We start from the raw sequence: 23,099 nt of genomic DNA, 5'->3' as shown, positions 1-23,099 counted from the left end.
TATTTTTTTAACAGCATAACCTTGATAATGCTTTAATTCCTTGTCTAGGATTTCTCACAAAAGGGTTATTTTTATCCCAAGCATATCCCGCTAAGATTGATACGATTTGTTCTTTTATGTTTTTGGTGCTATTTTTATGAAATATTATATCCTGCAAGCTACCTTCATACCAAGCGCTAACAAATTCTCTAAAAGTATTTATACCTATATACAACTCATCAACAAATTCCTTTTGCCAATCTACATCTATACCCCTTAGATGTCTATCAAGAGTATTTGCTGCTAAGGATGCTGATTTAACGGCAATGGTTATACCTGATGAAAATACAGGGTCTAAAAATTCAGCGGCATTACCAAGCAATGCAAATCTTTCGCCATAAAGTTTAGAAACATTTGATGAGTAACCTTTGATAGTTTGAACATCAGATCTAAGTATTGAGGCGGATGTTAAGTTTGCTAAATATGGCATTTGCTTTATAAAGCTATCTAGATTTTGTATATTGGTATTGTTATCAATGAAGTTCTCTGGCTTTGCAACTACTCCAATGGATGAAGTTCCATCAGCAAAAGGTATTAGCCAGTACCAAATATCTCTATGTTCTGGATGAACGCTTATAAGAATTTTATCGCGATCAAAACTTCCAGCAACAATATTATCCTCTATATGACAAAAATATGATTGTCGTATTGGAAAGTTAGAGGGTTTCTCAAGATTAAGTAATTTTGGTAGCACCCTTCCAAAACCACTAGCATCAAGTACAAAATCAGCTTCTAATTTATATTGTTTTTGAGTTTCAAGATTTCTGACAGTCAGAGTGATACTATCTCTTTCTTCAGCTACATGGGTAACTTCAGTAGTATAAAATATTTTTGTACCTAGACCTTGAGCCTTATCAGCTAAAGCTTTGTCGAAGATCCCTCGCTTAACCTGAAAAGTATCACCATAACCTGCCGTGAATTTTTGATTAAAATTTATAGAAATAGAGTTAATATTATTATTAAAAGCAGCTCCATTTTTATGCTGAAATATTGCTTGTTGTTTAATTACATCAAGCATATCAGCTTCTTCAAAATACTGCATTGATTGAGGTAAGAGACTTTCACCTATTGAAAATCTTGGGAATATTTGTCTTTCAATGATAATTACATCATAACCTTTTTTGACTAGTATTGCTGCTGCAACCGAGCCGGATGGACCAGCGCCAATTATTGCAACCGTAGCCTTCAAATTATTATTGAGCATGCAAGCCTTAAACTTAGATTTACATCTGAATTTTAGCACTATTAATTATTATTAGATACTTTCATCGCAATTTTAGTCATAGTTTATGTACAAGATAAATACTTAGAAGGATGAGATATTTTTATTTTCTGACCTGACAACTTGAGCAGCCAGTTAAGTTTGCAACAAATTTGATTCTGGTTGATAAATATCTCATTATGGCAATTACAATACCTAACCCAACTATGGCAATTGCTGTATACACGATAGATTTAACTGGTGTATTAAGTATATTGCCTAGTTGATATACCACAACTGCAGAAGTATATGCCATTGCCGAACTCCATATAATAGATAAAATAGCCCATCCTCTGGTAGATTCTCTAACTGTGGCACCAATTACAGATATACAAGGTATATATAATAGTACGAATAGTAAGTATGAAAATGCAGCTAGACCAGAGCTAAATTTACTTGTCATATTACCCATAGCAGAGCTACTCATATTAGCATCTGCCTCGTTACTTGTGATTGGGTTAAGATCCATATTGAAAAGGTTATCCCAAGTACTATATATAGCGTCTTTAAAGTTATCTGTAATACTGTAACTATCTGGAATACCCTGACTATCATCTTGTGTATAAAGAGTATTTAAAGTACCTACAACAACCTCTTTTGCAAGCACCCCAGTCATTAAACCAACAGTAGCTTGCCAGTTATCATTATTAACTCCCATAGGTGCAAATATTGGAGTTATCTCTTTACCTGCATAGCTAAGAGCAGATTCGTTTTTAGTTACATTGATGCTATTTAGGCTTCCGATGATAACTGCTATTGGTACTATAACTTTACCTGCTTTAAGTAGGAATGATTTTAGACGATTCCAACTGTAGAGCATAATTGTACTAAAGTGAGGTAAGTGATATTTTGGTATATCTAATACAAAAGGAGTTGCTTCATTTTTTAGGAATGTAAATTTAATAACATATCCTGTCAAAATTGCTGCAATAATTCCTAGTAAATAAAGTAAAAATATTACTGAAGCACCGTGGTCAGGAAAAAATGCTGTTGCAAATACTGAGAAGATAGCAAGCCTAGCGCCACATGACATAAATGGTGACATCATAATTGTCATTAAACGATCTTCTCGAGTTTCTAGAGTTCTTGAGGCCATAATTGAAGCAACATTGCATCCAAAGCCAACAATCATAGGTACAAAAGCTTTACCAGAAAGTCCTATAGATTGCATAAATCTATCAATGACAAAAGCAGCTCTTGACATATATCCAGAGTCTTCAAGTAGAGATAAGAATATAAATAGGAAGCCAATTTGAGGGATGAATGCAAGTACTGTGTTAATACCTGTACCAAAGCCTTGGGATAATATCATAGTCAATTGTTCAGGTAGACCAATCATATTCGAGTAATATGCAACACCATCAATAAATACTGAAGCTGTAAAATCATCAAATAAAGGCTGTACTGCAGAACCAAATGTTATTGAGAAAAAGAACATTAGGTACATCATCATTAGGAACACAGGTATCCCTAAAAAACGGTTCATACATACAGAGTCCAATACTTGTGTTATGCTTCTACTGGATTTTGAAGCTGTATAGCTAACCGTGTTTTTAAGGATATCATCTACTATGCCATAGCGAGTTTCTGGTATTTTGTGTCCAGATTTAGCTATTAATTCTGAGTGCTCTGAAAGTAGTGCTTCAATATCAATATCTTGATTATCCTGTTCAAGTTGGATAGTTCGACCCTCATAAAGCTCTCCAGCTAGCCATAAGTTTGCTGTATCTGATTGACGTAGTTCTTGAAGTTGATTATCTAATCTCAATATCTCTTTAGGATAGTGAGATTTTAAGTCATAGTGTGAGGCCGACTGTGGTTTAGTGAGAGCGTTTTTAAGTTCATTTATTCCAACACCTTTTGAACCAATTACTGGAAAAACATTTATTCCTAAGAGTTTAGATAATTTGTCAAAATCAATTATAGTTCCACTTTTATTAGCGACATCTACCATGTTTACAGCTAGTATTATTGGAACATTTAACTCTAGTAGTTGTATGGTTAGATACATACTTCTTTCAAGATTAGATGCATCTAAAACATTTATTATTGCATCTGGTTTTTCTTGTATAACATAGTTGAAAGCTATTTGTTCATCAATAGAGCTACTATCGGATGCTGATAGGCTGTATATACCGGGTATATCAACTATTTCAACTTGTTGATCATCAACTTTAAAATAACCAACTTTTTTATCTACTGTAACGCCAGACCAGTTACCTACCTTTTGATTAAGTCCTGTCAGTACATTGAAGATTGTTGTTTTACCACAGTTTGGATTACCAACTAAGGCATATCTCATGATTTGATCTCCTCTAGATCTAATAGGTCTAGTTCTTTTACACGTATGGAAATATCAGCATTTCTTACACTGACTTGGCATGGACCACCAAAAATAGCTTTACGTTTTATTTCTAGGGTTTTACCAGGCAATAAACCTAAGGATAAAAGTCTGTTTTTATAGGCGACTGGACAGCTCTGGAGGTACCCTTTGATTAAATATTTAGTATTAGTCTTATATTTTGACATTTACCTATTCCATAAATGATAATTATTATCAGTATCGGTGAATTGTAATTCATATCCCATTTTTTTTCAATATTTTTTGATTATTACTTAGGTGCTACTACTATTTCCATCTCAAAAGTTTTTATAAGAGTAGAAATTATTATTTGTGCTGAAATTTTAGTAGTAATATATGTTTTAAGTAGGATTGTGTAATATAACTCAAATTGTTGTCCTGATTTGGCACACCCAGAGGGACTCGAACCCCCGCATTCGCCTCCGGAGGGCGACGCTCTATCCAGTTAAGCTATGGGTGCTATATCTAATTATGTATAAAACCGAAGTAAATCTTATCGAAAATATAATTATACACAAAAGCATATACAAGATAAAAAATAACAAAGCCAATATCAACAATAACTGCTTCTATTAGCCCCATATCTAGCATATATGCAACAAGAGGGATAGTAACAATTAAAAGACCAGCTTCAAAGAGAATGGCATGCAACACTCTTATAATAACTCCTCTTTTTGAGCGACACCCGCCTGTTTTATTCTCGACGATGTCAAAAATATAGTTATATACAAGATTCCATAGCATGGCTATTATTGATACTATGATAGCTAGTCCTGCGATATGAAACATATCTTTGTGTAGGACAAACATGGCAAATGGGGTGAAAATCACTATTCCAAAAAATTCAAAGCCTATTGTGTGAACTAAACGGGCAGTGAAGCTCATACTTTTATTGTTCAAAGTTATACCTCATGTTTTGTTGTTAATACTATATGTTTAATTATGCTAAGTTATTTATGATATTCGCTAATTTGAAAGATTGATCCCAATCAATAGCATGTCCGGATTTATCGAAATTTATAATATTTATAAAAGACTTATTCTTGATAAGAGCTATAGTCTTTTGTGTATCTTTAGGGTTAAGTATCTTATCATTTTTAGCCAAAAAAATAGTTGTTGAAATGTTCAGGTTTATAAAATTATCAAGGTTATTTTTATTTTTAACCCATTGGCTTATACTTTTTTTCTGTTTAGTATATATATTGTTATTTGGAAAAAGGTTAGCAATATCTGGATTTATGAATCGATTAACTTCACTTTCTAGGTTTTTAGGATTATAGTCGTAAAGATTATTATCAAATACAAAGTTATATATTTGTCTCGGGTTTTTTAGGTCTGGTGTTTCGCTGAGTTTTTGTGGTAGGCTAGGATTATTGTCAAGAGGGACTGCTGGAGATATTAGGAAGGCTTGCTTAAAAGTGTTTGTATTATCAAATAAAGTTTGCTCAGCAACTGCTCCACCCATAGACCAACCAAGTATATAAAGGTTTTTGAGTTTGAGTTTTTTTATAAAGGCGTTAGTGTCTTCAGATAAGGATTTTATTGAGTAATTTAAGTCATCACCATTTTGATCAGTATTAAGACTTCTATAATCAAGAATATATAAGTTATACTTTTGCGAGAGTATATCTATAAAATCTTTTGGCCAAAAGTTAGCAGTAGTACCAATACCAGTTAACATAATAAGATTTAAGTCGCTCTTGGAATTGTTAACTTGATAATAATGAACCTTATTTTTGTTTATCATTATTTCTTTACTTTGGATATCTAAAGCAAAAATACTTGTTGTAATAGTAATAAGGAATATGGTTAGTACTATTTTCTTCATCTTTTTGGAGTATTTGATTTTTATCAAGGAGATTCTAACAAAAAAAATACAAAAAAATCTTGAAAATGACTTTTTTGGCTCAATATCTAGTCATGCAAGAACTTAGAATAGGAGAATTTCTAAGCTGCACAAAAATTAAAAAATTTTTGAAAACATAAAATAGCAATAATTAACAAAGGAGTAAGATTGTTATGAACATTCGTCCATTACAAGACAGAGTATTAGTACGTCGTGCAGAAGAAGAAACAAAGTCTGCAGGTGGGATTATCTTAACTGGTAGTGCTCAAGAAAAGCCAAGTGAGGGTGAAGTTGTAGCTGTTGGGAATGGTAAGAAATTAGACAATGGTTCTACTCAACCTATGGATGTGAAAGTAGGCGATAAAGTACTATTTGGTAAATACTCAGGTAGTGAGGTAAAAGTAAATGATGAGACTCTTCTGATGATGAGAGAAGATGACATTATGGGTATTATCGGATAATTAAAAAGAATCTTAGAAATTTCAAAGGAGAAATAAAAATGGCTGCAAAAGAAGTTTTATTTTCAGATGACGCTCGTGCAAAAATGCTAGATGGTGTTAACACTTTAGCTAATGCTGTAAAAGTTACTTTAGGTCCTAAAGGTCGTAATGTCGTATTAGACAAATCATATGGTGCTCCAGCAATTACTAAAGATGGTGTATCTGTTGCTAAAGAAATCGAACTAGAAGATAAATTTGAGAATATGGGTGCTCAGATTGTTAAAGAAGTAGCATCTAAAACTGCTGATGTGGCGGGTGATGGTACTACTACTGCCACTGTATTAGCTCAAGCGCTACTTACAGAAGGTCTAAAAGCTGTTGCTGCAGGTATGAATCCTATGGATCTAAAAAGAGGGATTGATAAGGCTGCTACTAAATTAGTAGAAGAGCTAAAAGTACTTTCTAAGCCGTGTTCTGACTCTAAATCAATCGAGCAAGTGGGCACAATCTCTGCTAACTCTGACTCTACTGTAGGTAAGCTTATCGCTGAAGCTATGGCAAAAGTTGGCAAAGAAGGTGTGATCACTGTAGAAGAAGGAAAAGGTTTTGAAGATGAGCTTGATGTCGTTGAAGGTATGCAGTTTGATAGAGGTTATTTATCTCCATATTTCGCGACAAACCAAGAGAACATGACTACTGATCTAGAGAGCCCATATATATTACTAGTTGATAAGAAAATCTCTAATATCCGTGAATTACTTCCTGTATTAGAAGGTGTTTCTAAGTCTGGTAAAGCTCTATTGATCATCGCTGAAGATGTTGAGAGCGAAGCTTTAGCTACTTTAGTTGTTAACAATATGCGTGGTGTAGTTAAAGTATGTGCAGTTAAGGCTCCTGGCTTTGGCGATAGAAGAAAAGCTATGTTAGAAGACATTGCAATTTTAACAGGTGCTACAGTTATATCTGAAGAGCTTGGCATGAAGCTAGAAGAAGCTAATATGGAGCACTTAGGTACTGCAAATAGAGTACAAGTAACTAAAGATGATACTACAATCATTGATGGTGCTGGAGATAAAGATGCTATTGCAAATAGAGTTTCTCAAATCAAAGCAAATGTTGCAGAAGCTACTTCTGACTATGATAAAGAGAAGCTACAAGAAAGATTAGCTAAGCTATCTGGCGGTGTTGCTGTAATTAGAGTTGGTGCTATTACAGAAGCTGAGATGAAAGAGAAGAAAGACCGTGTTGATGATGCTCTACATGCTACTCGTGCAGCTGTAGAAGAAGGTATTGTTGCTGGCGGTGGTGTTGCACTTATTAGAGCGCAAAAAGCTCTTGATGGCTTGACTGGTGATAATGATGATCAGAACCATGGTATTGCCTTGCTTAGAAAAGCAATCGAAGCTCCTCTAAGACAAATTGTACAAAATGCTGGTGGCGAAGCTTCTGTAGTTGTAAACGAAGTTAAAGCTAAAGAAGGAAACCATGGCTACAATGCAGCTAATGATACTTATGGTGATATGGTTGAAATGGGTATCTTAGATCCTACTAAAGTTACTCGTTCAGCTTTACAACATGCTGCTTCAATTGCTGGTCTAATGATTACAACAGAGGCTATGGTTGGTGAGATCAAAGAAGATGCTCCAGCTATGCCTCCTATGGGTGGTGGCATGGGCGGTATGCCAGGCATGATGTAATAAAGTCTTAATATCCAAAAGTATCTCTTGTTAGATATGTTTTGGATATCATCTAAAGACTACATTTCAAATTCTCATATATCTTTTATCTAAAAATTAAATTCATCATTAAAAAATAAGCTTCTAGAATATTTATTCTTAATTATGATGTATATAATCATTCTATGAATTATTAACGAGTAATATATTTTATGGGTTCAATCTCAACAGATAATAAAGTTCTTGGATTAAAAGATGTCACTATAATGGCAGTCACTGCTAACTTTGGTATTCGTTGGATACCTGTTGCCGCAGGCTTGGGGGCATCTGCAATATTCTTTTGGGTACTTGGAGCTTTGGTATTTTTCCTACCATTGGTTGTTATAGCTACTCAGTTGTCACGTAAGTATCCGGATGAGGGCGGTATGTATGCTTGGACTACTAGAGCTTTGGGTGAAAAATCAGGCTTTATGGTTGCATGGCTTTATTGGATTAATACAATATTTTACTATCCAGCAGTTCTAATATTCTTGGCTACAAATTTTGCTTACTTCATCGGTAAGCCTGAGTTAGTCGAGAATCATTATTATATTACTGTGGTGGTATTAATCGCTTTTTGGTTGATTACGGTAATTAGCTTTTATGGTCTAAAGGCAAATAAATATCTAGTAGATATTGGAGGTATTTTAGGCTCATTTATACCTGCTATTGTGATAATCATTTTAGGGTTGGCAGCATATATAGCCGTAGGGCATAGTGCTACTGATTTTTCTATGGCTAATATAGCTCCTCATGGTAGCTCGTGGGACAATCTTTCTACTTTGACTATTATTATGTTTGCTATGGCTGGTATTGAGATAATTCCTACTTTTGCCAACTCTGTTAGAGATGCTAAGAAAAATCTATATTACGGCTTGATTTTATCTGCTTTTATATTACTTGGACTATATATACTAGGTACCGTAGCTCTAAATCTGGTAGCATCTCCAGATGATATTGGTAAGGCATCTGGATTAATGACTGCATTTGAGATTATAGGTCATCAATTTCATTGGGCATGGTTTCCTAAACTCATGGCATTTTTATTAACATTTGCTGAATTTGCCGCAGTTAGTATTTGGTTATTAGCACCTGTTATTATGTTTTTTAAATGTACTCCTAAAGGAATTTTGCCGGACTGGTTGCATAAAACTAACAAGCACGATTCTCCAAGAAATGCTTTGATATTTATGGGAGTGTTGGTCACCTTTATAGTCGTATTTACAAACTTGTTGCCATCAGTTGATGCGATGTATCAAATCTTGATTCTCATGGCAACTGTACTTTATTTTATCCCTTATTTATATCTTGTAATCGCTTATATCAAGCTTATGAATCATAAGATAAAATATCTGTTTGCAGTACTAGTTTTTGTATCGACATCATTAGGTATAATATTTAGCTTTCAACCACCAAGCGATATGAATGATGCTTATGAGATTGCAATATATGAATCAGAACTAATTTTAGGGCCAATGATTTTTATATTTGTAGGATGGCTTTTGTATAAGTTTAGAAAATAATGGTTAATACTTTCCTACAACCTTGTCAAAAGCTTTTGTTGTCAAGAATCTTTTAAGAGTTGTCATAATCCAAGTTGCTTTTGTTATAAAGTACCTAGGTTTTGGTTTTTTTGCTATAAGAATTTTTTCAACAACTTTGGCTACTTCAATTGCTGGTAAGTTAAAAGGGATAGGTTTGTGATTACCAAGCATTATTCTATAGTATTCTTTATTGTGAGGTGAATTTTCTACTTCAACATTATCGATAGTCTTTAGTGCATTCTCTCTAAATTTACTTGTTACAGGGCCAGTATTTAATAGACTAATAAAAATATTGGTATCCCTAAGCTCAAGGCGCATAGTATCAGTCATACCTTCTAGAGCGTACTTACTAGCCACGTATGATCCACGATACCTCATACCAATAAGTCCTAATATTGAGCTATGCTGTATTATTTTCCCATGACCTTGTTTCCGCATGATTTTTATAGCTTTGTTAGTTAGATTGTGTACTGCAAATACATTGGTTTCAAACTGCTTTTTGATAAATTGTGTATCGATATCTTCTAATGCGCCAACTTGTCCAAATCCAGCATTATTAAATACAGCATCTAATTTGCCACCAGTTTTAGCTAAAATAGACTCTAAAGCCTGATCAACTTGTTTATAATTAGTGACATCTATCAAGTAAGTATCAAAGCCTTCAGCTTTGAGCTTATCTACATCTTCTTGCTTTCTAGCAGAAGCAAAAACTTGATATCCTTTATCTCGAAGATAGATGGCTGTAGCGTAGCCAATGCCACCATGAGAGCAACCTGTTATTAGAATATTTTTTTTGTTATCCATATTTATAAAATCTAAAGTATCCTACTAAGTTAGTTTATTTTAAGTCTATCGAATAGTCAAAATAAGGGAAAATTAAATTCTAAGCTGCTGTAAAAATATTTAAAAAGATTTGCTTTTATATAATGATATTGTAAACCATTAAAATAAATGATGGCTTACAATTTGTGAAATATACAACTTAAGGACAAACTATATGTTTAAAAAAATATTTTTAATAGGAGCTTCTTTGTATGCCTCAGCGTATGCAAACGATATTGAGTTAATCGTTAAGTATAAAGATAATCAAAATAAAATAGGGACTGTTAGTGCTAATTCTGTAGCTACTATGAGTACAGTTCAAAACTATCAAGTCCTTGAAGACATAGATTCGAGAACAAAAGTTGTAAAAGTAAGTGATGGCCAGGCTTTACGGCCAACTACTACTAGTTTAAAAACTCAGTCAAGTAGTGTAGCCCAAAAGGTATCAAACAATAATGCTTATGCCGCTGCCAAAAATTTTATGGATAGTAATCCAAATGTTGAATATGCTATCCCAAAAAATTCAAAAATGTATGCTTATGATTTAAACAATACACAAACAACCAATACGACTAACTTTCAAAATAACATCATAAGCTGGGGACAACAGTGGGATATGCAGAGTCCGAAAGAGGTCATAGGTGGGATTGATGCTTATGGTGCATGGGACTTGGTTTTAGATAACCCAAAGAGAGTTGATGTCGCTGTAATTGATTCGGGATTAGCTTATGCTGCTCCTGAAGATATATCAAAAAAAATAGATAGAGATCATAGTCATTACTATTTTTTTATGAAGAATAGAGAGCTTAGAGTATCTAGCAATATCTATGATAATGGTAGTTTTCATGGTACACATGTAGCAGGGACAGTGGCTGCAAATGGTCCTAAAGTCAAAGGTGTTGCAGGGCCAATAGATAGTATTAAGATTTTGCCTATTAGAGCTTTAGGAGATGATGGTAGCGGTGATACTTATGCTATTTTAGAATCTGTCAAATGGGCAGCAGGAGCGCAGGTATATGCAAAAAATAGTAGTGGCCAATATTTAGAGGACAACAGAGCTCCAGTTAAAGTTATTAATCTTAGCCTTGGGATGTCTAGGATTCATCCATATACTGGACAGCCTATAGTCAGTCGAGATGAGTGGAGGGAGAACTATATGGGCACATTATGCCCAGCATGGAAAGAGGCCATTCAAGCTGCACATGAAAGAGGTGTAACAGTAGTTATTGCCGCAGGTAATGATGGTGAAAATTTATTTAATGACATACCATCAGGCTGTAGAGATATTAATGCTATAGTTGTTGAATCTACAGGGCCGGAAGGATTGTTAGCACCTTACTCGACATACTATGCCCCTGATGGGATACTAAAGTGGGTAGTAAACAGTCTAGTTGTTAGAGCTCCAGGTGGAGATAGTTATAATTATGGCAAAACAGCTCAAATATACTCTACTCTAAATAACTATGAATATGGTTATATGCAGGGTACATCTATGGCTACTCCTCATGTTGCTGGTATCATTGCATTATTGTACGCCAATTTACAAGAGTCTCAGTCTTTAGGGCAAGATGTAAGTGTAGTAAGAAAAGCATTGCAAGATTCTAAAGATATTTATAGCCCTAATATTGTTAATGCGAAGAATTCATTGAATAATTTGAAGAGTACTGCACAAACAATAGCAGCATAGAGATGACTTTGAAGACAAAAATTATTTAAGATTTTTAAGGGCTTCTTTTATTTCTAGATTTCTAATATTAGCATCAAAAATACATTCTGTTTTCTCTAAAATAAATTTTTGGATTTTCTCAACATCATTAGTAAAGTGAGCAATTAACTCTTTTACAGTTTCTTCTGATATATGGTTTTTATGTGCAAATTCTGCAACGTCTTCAATAATTTTTGTCATGTTATTTCCTTAAATTATCTTTTTTATTTTGCCAAAGACTTTGTTTAGAAAACCTTTTTTAGTTCGCGATTTATTGGCTCTCTTCAGTTCGTTAAGCTTATGCATTTGATCTACTGAGTTTTGAATAGATTCTATATTTTCTGAATCGTTACTTTGCAGACAGTCTTCATTAGGAGAAGTCTCTTCTTCAGTTTCAGTTAGTTGTATTTCTTCAGAATAAATATTTGGGTCATTTAAATCAGTATATTTTAAATCAAGGCTAGCAGTTTTTGGGGCTTCGGGTTTCATAGAGAATTTATTCTCAGTTATAACATAAACATCATTTTCATTTTTTTTGATGAAACCCTGATCTCTGAGTGCCCTACGATATTTGTATATTAAACTTCTAGAAACTCCAAAACCATCTGCTAATTGGGCAACGCTATAGCCCTGTTCAATAGCTTTTAGAATAGCTTTTTTTATAGCAAATTCTTTCTCATTAGGTATTTTCATATTAAAATATTTGACCCGAAAAATATTTATTTAATTATAGCTTAGCGATTAGATTTATACAACTTGTCCCGAGGCCCAACCAGAAGCCCAAGCCCATTGAAAATTATATCCACCTAGCCATCCAGTTACATCAATAACTTCGCCAATAAAGTATAAACCTTTGACTTTATTTGTTTCAAGAGTTTTTGATGATATTTCATCACAACTAATACCACCCAAGGTAACTTCTGCAGTTCGGTAGCCCTCTGTTGTCTGAGGGTATATTACCCACTCATGGAGCTGTTGATGAATCTTATTTATTTGTTCAGCAGACAAATCACAAATTCTTTTTTCAAGTAGAAAGTTCTCAAAAAATGTATTAATAAGATTTTTTGGTAGTAGCTCCGATAGGGTATTTTTTAAAGTGACTTTTGAAGTTTGTTCTTTTTTTGAAGTTAAAAAATCACTAATATTTATATTTGGAGAAAGATTAATTTCAACACTCTCCCCTGAGTGCCAATAAGATGATATTTGTAAAATCGCTGGACCACTTAATCCTTTATGTGTAAAAAGGATATTCTCATCAAAACTTGCTCGATTGTTTGAGACTCTACAGTAAGTTGATACACCACGTAATTGTCCAAATTTTTGTTGATCTTCGGAGTTTAAAATAAAAGGCACAAGACCAGCTCTTTGAGGATTAACTTTTAATCCAAATTTTTTAGCGATTTTATAACCAAATCCAGTTGTACCCATAGTGGGTATAGATAAGCCACCAGTAGCGATCACCAGTGACTGACATGCATATTCGCCAGAATTAGATTTTAGATAAAATAAGTCTTCTTTTTTTATGGCGCTATCAATAGTTGTATGTAGTTGTATCTTAGCTTGATATTTTTGGCATTCATCTAGAAGCATATTAACGATATCTTTAGCTTTGTTATCACAAAAAAGCTGGCCTAGAGTCTTCTCATGATAAGAAATATTGTATTCACTAACCAAACTGATGAAATCCCATTGGGTATATCTTGATAGTGCGGATTTCATGAAGTGCTGATTATCTGCTAAGTATCTATCGGCTGCGATATTGTAATTTGTGAAATTACACCTTCCACCACCAGACATTAGAATCTTTTTGCCTACTTTATTGGCATGGTCTAATACTAGTACACTACGCCCTCTTTTAGCAGCTTCTATAGCACACATAAGTCCAGCAGCGCCTGCACCAATTATTATTACATCATAGCTTTTTATAGACATAAGACTTTAAAGATCCTTTAGTTTATACCAGTATAACCCAACAATTATAAACATTAAAACCAAGTAAATGCTTATAATATTTGTAATACTGTGAGCATGAACGTAGCTTTGTAAAAATGATGTTAGACTAGTCATTGAGATATTCACAAAATACATAATTGCTGCTGCAGTTCCAGGGATATGGCGAAACATTGATATACCTTTACCCATCGATAATGGAAAAATTGATCCACATGTGAAATAAACAGCCATAGTAGCAATAATGATCAAAGATATATTATTGCTTATTAAGCTAATTATAAAGAAAATACTAGTCAATACTATAAATAGATGTATAACTACAAAAAATATTTTACCAACAGAATAGTGATCTAATAATCTACGCCCAAGTATCGGTGCTGGTAGGAAAGCACAGCCTAAAAATATAGCTAATTTACCAAAGTAAGCGGCTGAATATCCCATTACATCTTGAATTAAAAAAGGTCCCAAAGTATTGAAACTAATGATAAGTGAATAAGCTATCCCCATAGCTACACAGAGAGTCATGAATTCTCTATTAGTTACAACCTCTATTATATCTTGTTTGATTTTAGTTATGCTTAGTTTTGATTTTTTGCTAAGCGTTTCTGGGATATAGATAAAAACTAATATTGTCAGCAATGCTACTACTATACTAAAGAAGTAAAATCCAGATTTCCAACCAAAAGCATCTTGTAAGAAGCCACCGATTATAGGTCCTGCAATAGGTCCTAATCCCCATAAAAATCCCATTGTAGGCCCAAGTTTTAGCAGCTTCTCAGGTGGCAGAATATCTGAAAAAACTCCTCGAGTAACAACTCCCATTGACCCCATAAGGAACCCTTGACAAAATCTTGAACCTAGCAATACATATTCGTTTGGTATTAGAGTAGGTAGTAAGCTAACTATGACAAATAGTACGCATGATGATCTAAGTAGAACTTTGCGACCTATACCATCAGTAATGATACCTATTAGCAGATTACCTATAGCATATCCTATCAGATATATTGAGATCACCATCTTTGAAATAGATGCTGTAGTATTTAATGAAATACTTATACCTGGTAAAGATGGTGCAAATAAATCTATACTCATGCCCATCAATATGGGGAATGACAGTAATATAAGCATTCTTACCCTATGCTTATAATTATTGGACGTAAAATTATTTTGTTTAATCAATTTGTTTTAAGAAAGAACTTTAAGAGAAAGTGATTTTAGCAGATTTTGCTAGTGATTGAATAGTCACTAGCAGTATATATGTAATATAAATTTTAGATACTAATATCTACCTTGTTGAATCATAGCTTCTGCAACTTTCTCAAAGCCGGCCAAGTTTGCACCAGCAACCAAGTTGTATCCTAGGTTGTATTTGCTACTAGCAAACTTACAAGCGTGGAATATGTTAGCCATAATTTGTTGTAACTTAGCTTCAACTTCTTCTGCTGTCCATGCTAATCTAGCAGAGTTTTGACTCATTTCTAAACCAGAAACCGCAACACCACCAGCATTGGCAGCTTTACCTGGAGCTAGGCATACGCCTTTTTTCATTAAGAATTCGATTGCTTCGTTAGTTGTAGGCATGTTAGATGCTTCAACAACATATTTAACACCAGCATCAATAAGCTTTTGAGCTTCTTCAACATCAATTTCATTTTGAGTAGCTGCAGGGATAGCGATATCTGCTTTGATTCCCCAAGGCTTCTCACCTGGATGCCAGCTAGCATTGAATTCTTTAGCATAGTCTTGCATAGAAGCTTTACCTTCGCGAATTTTAAGTAAGAATTCAATCTTCTCATCTGTTGTGATACCTTCAGGATCATGTACGAATCCTTTTGAGCCAGAAATAGTAACAACTTTACCACCAAGTTGTGCAACTTTTTTACATACACCCCAAGCAACGTTACCATAGCCAGATGTCACAATAGTTTTACCTTCCATAGTTTCACCATCATGCTTGAGCATTTCATCTAAGAAGAAAACAGCACCGTAACCAGTAGCTTCTGGACGAATCAAGCTTCCACCAGACTCTAACGACTTACCAGTTAATACACCATTTTCAAAAGAATTTCTTACTCTTCTGTATTGGCCATACATATAGCCAATTTCTCTACCACCAACACCAATATCTCCAGCAGGAACGTCTCTGTCTGGGCCAATATGACGCTGTAATTCCATCATAAAACTTTGACAGAAGTTCATGATTTCTTGCTCTGTTTTGCCTTTAGGGTCAAAGTCAGCACCACCTTTACCACCACCCATTGGAAGTGTAGTTAAGCTATTTTTGAAAACCTGCTCAAAACCTAAGAATTTGATAATTCCAGAATATACGCTAGGATGGAATCTAATACCACCTTTGAAAGGACCGATAGCTCCGTTAAACTGGTATCTGAAACCTCTGTTAACTTGTACGTCACCATTTCTATCAACCCATGGTACTCTAAAAGAGATGCCTCTTTCAGGTTCAACAATACGTCCTAAGATATTTTCTTCGATATACTTAGGGTTTTGTTCTAGAGCTGGTTTAAGAGTAGAAAATACTTCTTTAACGGCTTGGATGAATTCCTTTTCATGTCCGTCTCTTTTTTCAACATCAGCAATTACGCTATCAATATATTTCTGAGCATTCATTTATGCATCTCCTTTGTGATTTGAAAATTTATTTAGAATATTTCTCATATACCAAGTAAACTCAGCCATGATCTTTCATGATGAATAAAATATAAGAGAATATCCTACATATACAAGTTTGCATTTTACCAAATCAGTTTACAACGAACTTGGTTTAATTAACATGATTTTATAATAATATTTTATTAATAAAAACCAAATAATCTAATTTAATATACAAAATATTTTACAACTTATTGATTATTGTTTAGTCTAATGAGATAAATGATATTTTTCGTTAAATTAAACCAAAAGGAATAGAACATGAGTATGTCATTTGGTTATAACTTTATGAGTCGTATTTGGAACCTCTAACATTAGGAGAATAGTGTATGTATATTTCAAACTTTTATATCAAAATAAATTATTCATTAATACCCAAAAACCATAAAACATACACTAAGCGAAAACCTCTTATCCTTTAAATTTATTTTATTGATTGAAGTTTAGGAGGACAAAATGGTTAGTCAAAATCTAAGTATACAAAAAATATCAAAGGCTAAGCAATTAATTGTAGTAACCACATCAAATTGGCAGAGTGTATCGGGGAAGCTTTGGTTTTTTGAAAAAGACAATCAAAATAATTGGTTGGCTAAGAAATTAGCAACTGCTGTAGTAGTTGGTAAGAATGGCTTAGCTTGGGCAGATAGCATATATCAAAGAGCAGATGCTGACTTAAAAAAAGAAGGTGATAGTAAGTCACCAGCAGGTATTTTCGATATTGGTAAAACTTTTGGATTTGCTAATATCTCAGCAGTTGAATATGTACAGCTAAAAACTGGAATCGAATGTGTAGATGATAGTAATTCAAAATACTATAACCAAATAGTTAATAGTAATCTTATTGATGATAAAGATTGGCTATCAGCTGAAAATATGTCAGAGATTGCTATCTATAAATATGGTGTAGAGATTTTGTACAATACTAATCCAGCGATAGCCAAAAAAGGCTCTTGTATTTTTATGCATATCTGGAAGTCTCCGACGACAGGTACAGAAGGATGTACTGCTATGGCAGAGGATGATATTAGAGATATTCAATCTTATTTGGATATGAATAAAAATCCTATATTGGTGCAATTAACTCAAGATATTTATAAACAAGTACAGGATGATTGGCAGTTGCCGATTTTATATTAAAAAGGATAATTAAATGAGTAACTATATAGTTTTTGATAAAGCTAGACTAGCTAATTATATAAAAGAGCATAAACTCACAACACCATGTTATATATATGATAGTAGACTTTTAGAAGATACATTTGCTAGTGCAAAAAAAGCATTAGATAAAAATTTCAAAAACGCTGAGATTCATTATGCAATTAAGGCAAATCATCATCCAAAGATAGTAAGTATTGCTAAGAAATATGGTATGGGAATTGATTGTGTAAGTGGAGGCGAGATTAAAAGGGCACTTGAGCAGAATGTAGATCCTCAGCATATTGTTTTTGCAGGGGTTGGCAAAGCTGACTGGGAGATTGAGTTAGCTATTGATAATAATATTTTTGCTTTCAATAGTGAGTCTTTAGAAGAAATAGAAGTTATTAATGAAATAGCATCCTTGAAGAATAAACAGGTAAATATTTGCTTACGTGTAAATCCAAATATAGATGCACAGACTCATCATTATATAAGTACGGGGCAGTTTGATGATAAGTTTGGTATTGCTTTTATTGATGTTCTTAAGTGGTTAAAAAATGATTTTCAAAACTTTGACAACATAAATATTATAGGATTGCATTATCATGTCGGTTCACAGATATTGAATTATCAGGTTTTTCAATCACTAGCTATAACGACAAATGAGCATATAAAACTTCTCAAGCAAAATGATATTGATATTGAACATATTAATTTTGGTGGTGGTTTGGGGATTAATTATCAAAATCCACAACATAATCCTATAGTAGACTTTGATAACTATTTTGCTAGATTTAGAGAGTTTTTTGAGTATTGTGATGATGTTAAGCTACATTTTGAGCTTGGTAGATCATTAGTGGGGCAGTCAGGCGTGCTTGTATCACAGGTATTATTTAATAAAGTGACTCAAGATACTCATTTTGCGATTATAGATGCAGGTATGACAGAGCTTATTAGACCAGCATTGTATCAGGCACAACACAAGATTGAGGCTTTGGTTGATGAAAGTGTGAATGAAAAGCAACATTATCATATAGTTGGGCCTATCTGTGAATCTAGTGATGTATTTGCAAAATATTATCAGCTTCCTAAAATAAAGCGTGGTGACTTATTAGTTATATATTCAGCAGGAGCTTATGGTAAGGTTTTAGCTAGTGAATATAATCTAAGACCAACTGTTCAAGAGTATTTTATATAAGGTTTATTTAAATTATGCATATATCTAACAAAAAAATTTCGACACTATCGCTAACAATGCTAAATATCTCAGCGATAATTAGTTTAAGTTCGATAGCTTATATGGCAACAATTGGTTTACAAAGTATTTTCTTTTATCTAATTGCTGCAGTTACATTTCTATTACCAACATCACTTATCTGTGCTGAGCTTAGTAGTATGATAACGCAAAATAATGGCGGTGTATTTAGCTGGGTTAAGGCAGGTCTTGGTGAAAAAGCCGGTGTACTTGCGATGTGGTTGGAGTGGTTTAATAATGTAGTAGGCTTCCCAAGTTCGGTGACAGCATTAATCGCGACATTTTCATATATTGGCTTTAGAGGTTTTGCTGAGAATACTCAAACAAGTATTACTTTTTGGTTAATAATGGTTGCTGTATTTATCGCTATAAGTTTATTTAACTTTTTACCAATGCGCAAAGTAGTACTATTGAATATAATTGGTGCAGTCTTTGGTATGATAATACCAGGAGTACTATTAGTTTCTGGTGCAGTATATTTCTTAGTTACTGGGCAAAGTAATTTGGAATATCATGGTTTTAGTGATCTTTTACCAGTGTTTTCTGTAGGTACTTATGCTCTTTTAGTTAAGACTTTATCTTCATACTCAGGTATTCAGTCAGTAGCTTTCCATATGACAAATATCGAAAATCCTCAGAAAAATATTCCCAAATCAATACTTATAGCTACTTTGATAATAGTATCATTAACTATTTTAACAACTATTGGTTTAACTATTATTATTCCTGTACAAGATGTTAATGTTTTAAATGGTTTGATACAGGGTATCTCACAAGTATTAAACATAATAGGTTTAGGTAATGTTAAGCCGGTAGTTGTGATAATGATAAGTTTGGGTATGTTAGCTGCTCTTAGTACATGGGTGTTAGGACCTGCTCGTGGTATGCAGACAGCAGCAGAACAGGAGCTTTTCCCAAGAATTATGGCAGGTAAAAATAGATTTGGCATGCCAGTAAATATGCTAGTTATTCAGATTTTGATAGTTTTGGTTTTATCTTCGGTATTCTTAGTAATGCCTTCAGTATATGCAGCATTTGCGTTATTGATTGCTATTACATCACAGTTCACTGTAGTTATGTGGATAATGGTTTTTGCCGCGGCGATTAGACTTAGATTTACACAACCACATACTCATCGAGTATTTCATGTAGGTAGAAGAAACTCTAATTGGCTACTCGTAACTATGTCATTAGTTGCAATATTTATGTGTATGTTAGGCTTTATACTTGGGTTATTTCCACCAAGCTTCTCACATGTTAAGAATGTCTTCCAATATACAATGATTTTGGTTGTAGCGGATATTATAATTATAGCAATTCCATTGATATGGATTTGGTTACATAGAAAAAGAATTTTATAATAAAATCTTATATGTAAGAGTTGCTTCCAAGCGCTAATTACCTTCTAGATTTAACAAAAACTCTTTTTTATATAATCCACCAGTATAGCCACCAAGTTTACCGTTGGAGTTGATTACTCGATGACAAGGGATAATTATGGGCAATACATTCTTACCGTTAGCATTAGCTACGGCTCTAAAAGCAGTTGGTTTACCAATATTTGTAGCTTCTTTACGATAGCTGATAGTTTCTCCATAAGGGATCTTTATCAGCTCATGCCAAACTTGTTTTTGAAAGTCAGTACCAGTTAGTCGTAAGGGGATAGAAAATGTTTTTAATTCTTTGTTAAAGTATTTATCAAGTTGATTTCTAGTTTGGTTGGTTATGTCATTTGTTTTGAATGATATTTTCGCATTATAAATTTTTAATAATTTTTCTATAGCGCAGATATTTGAATCATTAATAAAAAAGCAAGCATATAGGTAATTATCATCAGCAATAGCAATCAGATTACCAATAGGGGTTTTAATTTCTTCGGTATAAAATACTGTTTTATAATTTCCTTTGTTAATTACAGCTAAATAAATTTGATGAGTTTCTTTGAGCATAAGTATATTATGTAATTTAGATACATTAGATAATAGCGAAGTAATGGCAAATAGTAAATTTTATAAATTTTTTCCAATAGCAATACTAATCATTGGCATAATCTCTTTCTTTAGTTTTGGGGGACAGCAGTATTTATCTCTTGAAGCACTCAAAAATAACTATCAAACAATATTGGACTTTGCTAATCAGCATTTTTTAGCTTGTATGTTAGTGTTTTCGGTTGCATACATAGTTGTTGTAGCATTATCTATACCAGGGGCTACTATTATGACTTTGTTAGGTGGTTTACTATTTGGTTTGGTATTAGGTTCAATTATTGTTGTATTGGCTGCAACATTAGGAGCAAGTGTAGTTTTCATTGCTGTTAGAACAGCGTTGGGAGATTCGCTAAAAAACAAGGCCAAAGGCAGTATCGAAAAAATGCGACGAGGTTTTGAAAAAGATGTCTTTAATTATTTATTAATACTTAGATTGATACCTATATTTCCATTCTTTATTATAAATATCGCTGCTGGGATGTTTGGTGTTAAATTCAGAGACTTTTTCTGGGCAACACTACTGGGGATAATTCCTGGTAGTGTTGTTTATGTATGGGTTGGTACAAGCTTTGCTTATGTGATTCAGCAAGGAGCAGATATTAACTTAGGTATCATATTAGAGCCTCAATTTATTTTGCCATTAATAGCCTTGGCAATACTGTCAATTGTCCCAGTAATTATTAAAAAGAGAAAGTAGCTATGATTAAAACAGATATTTGTATTATAGGTGGTGGTTCTGGTGGACTTTCTGTAGCAGCTGGTGCGGTACAAATGGGTGCAAGCGTAGTTCTTTGTGAAGGTAGTAAGATGGGAGGTGATTGTCTTAATTATGGTTGTGTGCCATCTAAGGCAATTATAGAAGCTTCAAGAGTTATTACAAAATTAAATAAGGCTAAAGACTTTGGTATAAATGTAGATAGTATAGGTATTGATTATGCCAAGGTACAAGCACATATCAAAGCTACTATAGCAAAAATAGAGCCACATGACTCAGTCGAGCGTTTTGAGAAATTAGGTGTCAAAGTTATCCAAGAATATGCGGAGATAGTTGATCGCTATACAGTCAAAGCTGGTGATAATATTATCAAGGCTAAATATATTGTTATAGCTACTGGTTTAAGAGCAAGTATTCCTAATATTAAAGGTTTGGATACGATTGACTATCTAACCAATGAAACAATTTTTGAGCTTAGAGAAAAACCACAACATTTAATGATTATCGGTGGTGGACCCATAGGTGTAGAGTTAGCACAAGCTTATGCTTTGCTTGGTAGCCAAGTTACAATTTTTGAAGCTTCAGATACTATCTTAGGTATGCTTGATAGTGAATGTCGCAAAGTTGTGATTAAAGAGTTTGATCGTCTAGGTATCAACATAATTACAAATGTAAATATCACAGAAATTGAACAGCAAAATCAACAGATAAATGTTTGTTGTGGCGATAAGTACTACGAGGGGTCGCATCTATTAGTTGCAGCAGGGAGACAGCCAAATTTAGCTAAGTTAAATCTAGATAATGTGGGTGTTAGATATACTTCTAGAGGTATAAATGTTAATAAGCGCTTGAGAACAAACTATAAAAATATCTATGCTATAGGTGATATTACCGGAGGGTATCAGTTCACTCATGTGGCAGGTTATCATGCTGGTATAGTGATCCAAAATATCTTATTCAAGTTACCAGCAAAAGTTGATTATAGTAGCTTGCCATGGTCTATATATACTAGTCCTGAAATCGCACATGTTGGTCAAGATATCTCACAGGCTCAAGATCAGGGTGCAAAAATTCTGAAATTGTCATATCAGAATAATGATAGAGCAGTCGCAAGTCTAACAACTAATGGCTTAGTCAAAGTGGCTGTTAGCCGAAAAGGTTATATATTAGGTGTTACTATCGTTGGTGAAAGCGCTAGTGAGCTAATTGTACAATGGACTTTAGCAATTAAAAACAAGCTAAAGATAAAAGATATAGCTTCTCATATTGTGGCATATCCAACTTTGAGTGAAATAAACAAAAGAATTGCTGGAAGTTATTTCACACCGAAGCTATATAGTAACAAAGTTAGACGCTTAGTTAGACTGTTAATGAAAGTATTTGGTAAAAGGTTATGATAGAACAAAAAATCAGACCAACTTTTCAGAAAATCTTTGTTGATAATGTTGCTAAGCTTGTAGCGCCTATAATAGCTCCTAACGTGGTTACAATACTAAAGACTGTTGATTTAATCTTTCATTAAACTTATGAACTTTTGTAAAATATAGATATCGTAGATATTTATATTTTTAGTAGTTATGGATTTTTTCTTTTTAGGTTTAGAAGAATCATTAGGTAATGATAATAAATTTGTAAAACTAAATA

General features: G+C 33.5%; 21 protein-coding genes, 1 tRNA gene and 1 pseudogene. 10 read left to right on the top strand and 13 right to left on the bottom strand.

What is annotated here, in order from left to right:
- Positions 1-7 precede the first annotated feature (7 nt).
- The 6 genes from F3D57_RS00115 to F3D57_RS00090 form a co-directional block, all read right to left on the bottom strand.
- Entirely contained in the window at positions 8-1,243 is a 1,236-nt protein-coding gene (locus F3D57_RS00115; protein ID WP_150464792.1) for an NAD(P)/FAD-dependent oxidoreductase, read from the bottom strand.
- A gap of 121 nt (positions 1,244-1,364) precedes the next feature.
- The gene (gene feoB, locus F3D57_RS00110) at positions 1,365-3,602 is read right to left on the bottom strand and encodes a Fe(2+) transporter permease subunit FeoB (protein WP_146420809.1); all 2,238 of its coding nucleotides are present in this window, start codon (positions 3,600-3,602) and stop codon (positions 1,365-1,367) included.
- Entirely contained in the window at positions 3,599-3,829 is a 231-nt protein-coding gene (locus F3D57_RS00105; RefSeq protein ID WP_041263635.1) for a FeoA domain-containing protein, read from the bottom strand. Before F3D57_RS00105 ends, feoB begins: the two co-directional genes overlap by 4 nt.
- Positions 3,830-4,046: 217 nt before the next feature.
- Positions 4,047-4,122 (bottom strand) — tRNA-Arg (locus tag F3D57_RS00100).
- 5 nt (positions 4,123-4,127) lie between these two features.
- Positions 4,128-4,562: a PACE efflux transporter gene (locus F3D57_RS00095; protein ID WP_041263637.1), complete on the bottom strand. Its 435-nt coding sequence runs from the start codon at positions 4,560-4,562 to the stop codon at positions 4,128-4,130.
- 40 nt (positions 4,563-4,602) lie between these two features.
- Entirely contained in the window at positions 4,603-5,490 is an 888-nt protein-coding gene (locus F3D57_RS00090) for an alpha/beta fold hydrolase (protein ID WP_150464791.1), read from the bottom strand.
- A gap of 191 nt (positions 5,491-5,681) precedes the next feature.
- Here F3D57_RS00090 and F3D57_RS00085 point away from each other — a divergent pair, with 191 nt between their 5' ends.
- From F3D57_RS00085 to F3D57_RS00075, 3 genes are all read left to right on the top strand, one after another.
- Positions 5,682-5,969 carry a co-chaperone GroES gene (locus F3D57_RS00085; protein ID WP_013922465.1) on the top strand — a complete coding sequence of 96 codons (288 nt, stop codon included), beginning with the start codon at positions 5,682-5,684 and terminating at the stop codon, positions 5,967-5,969.
- A gap of 38 nt (positions 5,970-6,007) precedes the next feature.
- Complete coding sequence (groL, locus tag F3D57_RS00080) at positions 6,008-7,645, top strand: chaperonin GroEL (protein ID WP_150464790.1); 1,638 nt, start codon at positions 6,008-6,010, stop codon at positions 7,643-7,645.
- Between the two features lie 191 nt (positions 7,646-7,836).
- Entirely contained in the window at positions 7,837-9,186 is a 1,350-nt protein-coding gene (locus F3D57_RS00075; protein ID WP_150464789.1) for an APC family permease, read from the top strand.
- A 3-nt stretch (positions 9,187-9,189) separates the two neighbouring features.
- Here the strand turns inward: F3D57_RS00075 and F3D57_RS00070 are convergent, their stop codons facing one another.
- On the bottom strand, positions 9,190-10,011 hold the full coding sequence (locus F3D57_RS00070; protein WP_150464788.1) for an SDR family NAD(P)-dependent oxidoreductase: 822 nt from the start codon (positions 10,009-10,011) through the stop codon (positions 9,190-9,192).
- Positions 10,012-10,204: 193 nt separating this feature from the next.
- On the opposite strand from F3D57_RS00070, the gene F3D57_RS00065 reads away from it, so the two are divergent.
- Complete coding sequence (locus F3D57_RS00065) at positions 10,205-11,716, top strand: S8 family serine peptidase (protein ID WP_150464787.1); 1,512 nt, start codon at positions 10,205-10,207, stop codon at positions 11,714-11,716.
- Between the two features lie 21 nt (positions 11,717-11,737).
- On the opposite strand, the gene F3D57_RS00060 is transcribed toward F3D57_RS00065, so the two are convergent.
- The 5 genes from F3D57_RS00060 to gdhA all read right to left on the bottom strand — a co-directional run bounded on the left by F3D57_RS00060 (position 11,738) and on the right by gdhA (position 16,318).
- Positions 11,738-11,935, bottom strand: a complete 198-nt coding sequence (locus F3D57_RS00060) for a hypothetical protein (RefSeq protein ID WP_013922470.1) — start codon at positions 11,933-11,935, stop codon at positions 11,738-11,740.
- A 9-nt stretch (positions 11,936-11,944) separates the two neighbouring features.
- On the bottom strand, positions 11,945-12,427 hold the full coding sequence (locus F3D57_RS00055) for a helix-turn-helix domain-containing protein (RefSeq protein ID WP_150464786.1): 483 nt from the start codon (positions 12,425-12,427) through the stop codon (positions 11,945-11,947).
- A 54-nt stretch (positions 12,428-12,481) separates the two neighbouring features.
- Positions 12,482-13,666, bottom strand: coding sequence for an NAD(P)/FAD-dependent oxidoreductase (locus F3D57_RS00050; protein WP_150464785.1), 1,185 nt, complete (start codon positions 13,664-13,666; stop codon positions 12,482-12,484).
- A 6-nt stretch (positions 13,667-13,672) separates the two neighbouring features.
- Entirely contained in the window at positions 13,673-14,818 is a 1,146-nt protein-coding gene (locus F3D57_RS00045) for an MFS transporter (RefSeq protein WP_150464784.1), read from the bottom strand.
- Between the two features lie 150 nt (positions 14,819-14,968).
- On the bottom strand, positions 14,969-16,318 hold the full coding sequence (gene gdhA / locus F3D57_RS00040) for an NADP-specific glutamate dehydrogenase (RefSeq protein ID WP_150464084.1): 1,350 nt from the start codon (positions 16,316-16,318) through the stop codon (positions 14,969-14,971).
- Positions 16,319-16,816: 498 nt separating this feature from the next.
- On the opposite strand from gdhA, the gene F3D57_RS00035 reads away from it, so the two are divergent.
- From F3D57_RS00035 to F3D57_RS00025, 3 genes are read left to right on the top strand one after another with little or no spacing between them, the layout of a single operon-like run.
- A complete protein-coding gene (locus F3D57_RS00035; protein ID WP_150464783.1) occupies positions 16,817-17,497 on the top strand; it encodes a L,D-transpeptidase in 681 nt (226 codons plus the stop codon).
- Between the two features lie 13 nt (positions 17,498-17,510).
- Positions 17,511-18,695: a diaminopimelate decarboxylase gene (gene lysA / locus F3D57_RS00030; protein WP_150464782.1), complete on the top strand. Its 1,185-nt coding sequence runs from the start codon at positions 17,511-17,513 to the stop codon at positions 18,693-18,695.
- 14 nt (positions 18,696-18,709) lie between these two features.
- Positions 18,710-20,113 (top strand): APC family permease, encoded by a 1,404-nt coding sequence (locus F3D57_RS00025; RefSeq protein ID WP_150464781.1) that lies wholly within the window; start codon positions 18,710-18,712, stop codon positions 20,111-20,113.
- A gap of 33 nt (positions 20,114-20,146) precedes the next feature.
- Here the strand turns inward: F3D57_RS00025 and F3D57_RS00020 are convergent, their stop codons facing one another.
- Positions 20,147-20,701: a methylated-DNA--[protein]-cysteine S-methyltransferase gene (locus F3D57_RS00020; protein ID WP_150464780.1), complete on the bottom strand. Its 555-nt coding sequence runs from the start codon at positions 20,699-20,701 to the stop codon at positions 20,147-20,149.
- Between the two features lie 43 nt (positions 20,702-20,744).
- Here F3D57_RS00020 and F3D57_RS00015 point away from each other — a divergent pair, with 43 nt between their 5' ends.
- From F3D57_RS00015 to F3D57_RS00005, 3 genes and pseudogenes are all read left to right on the top strand, one after another.
- On the top strand, positions 20,745-21,437 hold the full coding sequence (locus F3D57_RS00015; protein ID WP_150464887.1) for a TVP38/TMEM64 family protein: 693 nt from the start codon (positions 20,745-20,747) through the stop codon (positions 21,435-21,437).
- A gap of 2 nt (positions 21,438-21,439) precedes the next feature.
- Positions 21,440-22,852 (top strand): dihydrolipoyl dehydrogenase family protein, encoded by a 1,413-nt coding sequence (locus tag F3D57_RS00010; RefSeq protein ID WP_150464779.1) that lies wholly within the window; start codon positions 21,440-21,442, stop codon positions 22,850-22,852.
- Positions 22,849-22,959 (top strand): annotated as a pseudogene (locus F3D57_RS00005) (CDP-alcohol phosphatidyltransferase); the annotation flags it as partial. The gene F3D57_RS00010 and the pseudogene F3D57_RS00005, both read left to right, overlap by 4 nt.
- Positions 22,960-23,099 lie beyond the last annotated feature (140 nt).

This window comes from Francisella sp. SYW-2, from assembly GCF_008711475.1.
Lineage (GTDB): Bacteria > Pseudomonadota > Gammaproteobacteria > Francisellales > Francisellaceae > Francisella > Francisella salimarina.
Note: the sequence above shows the minus strand (reverse complement) of the source record. Positions and strands in the feature narration are given on the sequence as shown.

Coding starts and splice junctions, on each gene's coding strand:
- F3D57_RS00115 (WP_150464792.1), bottom strand. CDS start 1,243: ATGCTCAATAATAATTTGAAGGCTACGGTTGCAATAATTGGCGCTGGT.
- feoB (WP_146420809.1), bottom strand. CDS start 3,602: ATGAGATATGCCTTAGTTGGTAATCCAAACTGTGGTAAAACAACAATC.
- F3D57_RS00105 (WP_041263635.1), bottom strand. CDS start 3,829: ATGTCAAAATATAAGACTAATACTAAATATTTAATCAAAGGGTACCTC.
- F3D57_RS00090 (WP_150464791.1), bottom strand. CDS start 5,490: ATGAAGAAAATAGTACTAACCATATTCCTTATTACTATTACAACAAGT.
- F3D57_RS00085 (WP_013922465.1), top strand. CDS start 5,682: ATGAACATTCGTCCATTACAAGACAGAGTATTAGTACGTCGTGCAGAA.
- groL (WP_150464790.1), top strand. CDS start 6,008: ATGGCTGCAAAAGAAGTTTTATTTTCAGATGACGCTCGTGCAAAAATG.
- F3D57_RS00075 (WP_150464789.1), top strand. CDS start 7,837: ATGGGTTCAATCTCAACAGATAATAAAGTTCTTGGATTAAAAGATGTC.
- F3D57_RS00070 (WP_150464788.1), bottom strand. CDS start 10,011: ATGGATAACAAAAAAAATATTCTAATAACAGGTTGCTCTCATGGTGGC.
- F3D57_RS00065 (WP_150464787.1), top strand. CDS start 10,205: ATGTTTAAAAAAATATTTTTAATAGGAGCTTCTTTGTATGCCTCAGCG.
- F3D57_RS00060 (WP_013922470.1), bottom strand. CDS start 11,935: ATGACAAAAATTATTGAAGACGTTGCAGAATTTGCACATAAAAACCAT.
- F3D57_RS00055 (WP_150464786.1), bottom strand. CDS start 12,427: ATGAAAATACCTAATGAGAAAGAATTTGCTATAAAAAAAGCTATTCTA.
- F3D57_RS00050 (WP_150464785.1), bottom strand. CDS start 13,666: ATGTCTATAAAAAGCTATGATGTAATAATAATTGGTGCAGGCGCTGCT.
- F3D57_RS00045 (WP_150464784.1), bottom strand. CDS start 14,818: ATGCTTATATTACTGTCATTCCCCATATTGATGGGCATGAGTATAGAT.
- gdhA (WP_150464084.1), bottom strand. CDS start 16,318: ATGAATGCTCAGAAATATATTGATAGCGTAATTGCTGATGTTGAAAAA.
- F3D57_RS00035 (WP_150464783.1), top strand. CDS start 16,817: ATGGTTAGTCAAAATCTAAGTATACAAAAAATATCAAAGGCTAAGCAA.
- lysA (WP_150464782.1), top strand. CDS start 17,511: ATGAGTAACTATATAGTTTTTGATAAAGCTAGACTAGCTAATTATATA.
- F3D57_RS00025 (WP_150464781.1), top strand. CDS start 18,710: ATGCATATATCTAACAAAAAAATTTCGACACTATCGCTAACAATGCTA.
- F3D57_RS00020 (WP_150464780.1), bottom strand. CDS start 20,701: ATGCTCAAAGAAACTCATCAAATTTATTTAGCTGTAATTAACAAAGGA.
- F3D57_RS00015 (WP_150464887.1), top strand. CDS start 20,745: ATGGCAAATAGTAAATTTTATAAATTTTTTCCAATAGCAATACTAATC.
- F3D57_RS00010 (WP_150464779.1), top strand. CDS start 21,440: ATGATTAAAACAGATATTTGTATTATAGGTGGTGGTTCTGGTGGACTT.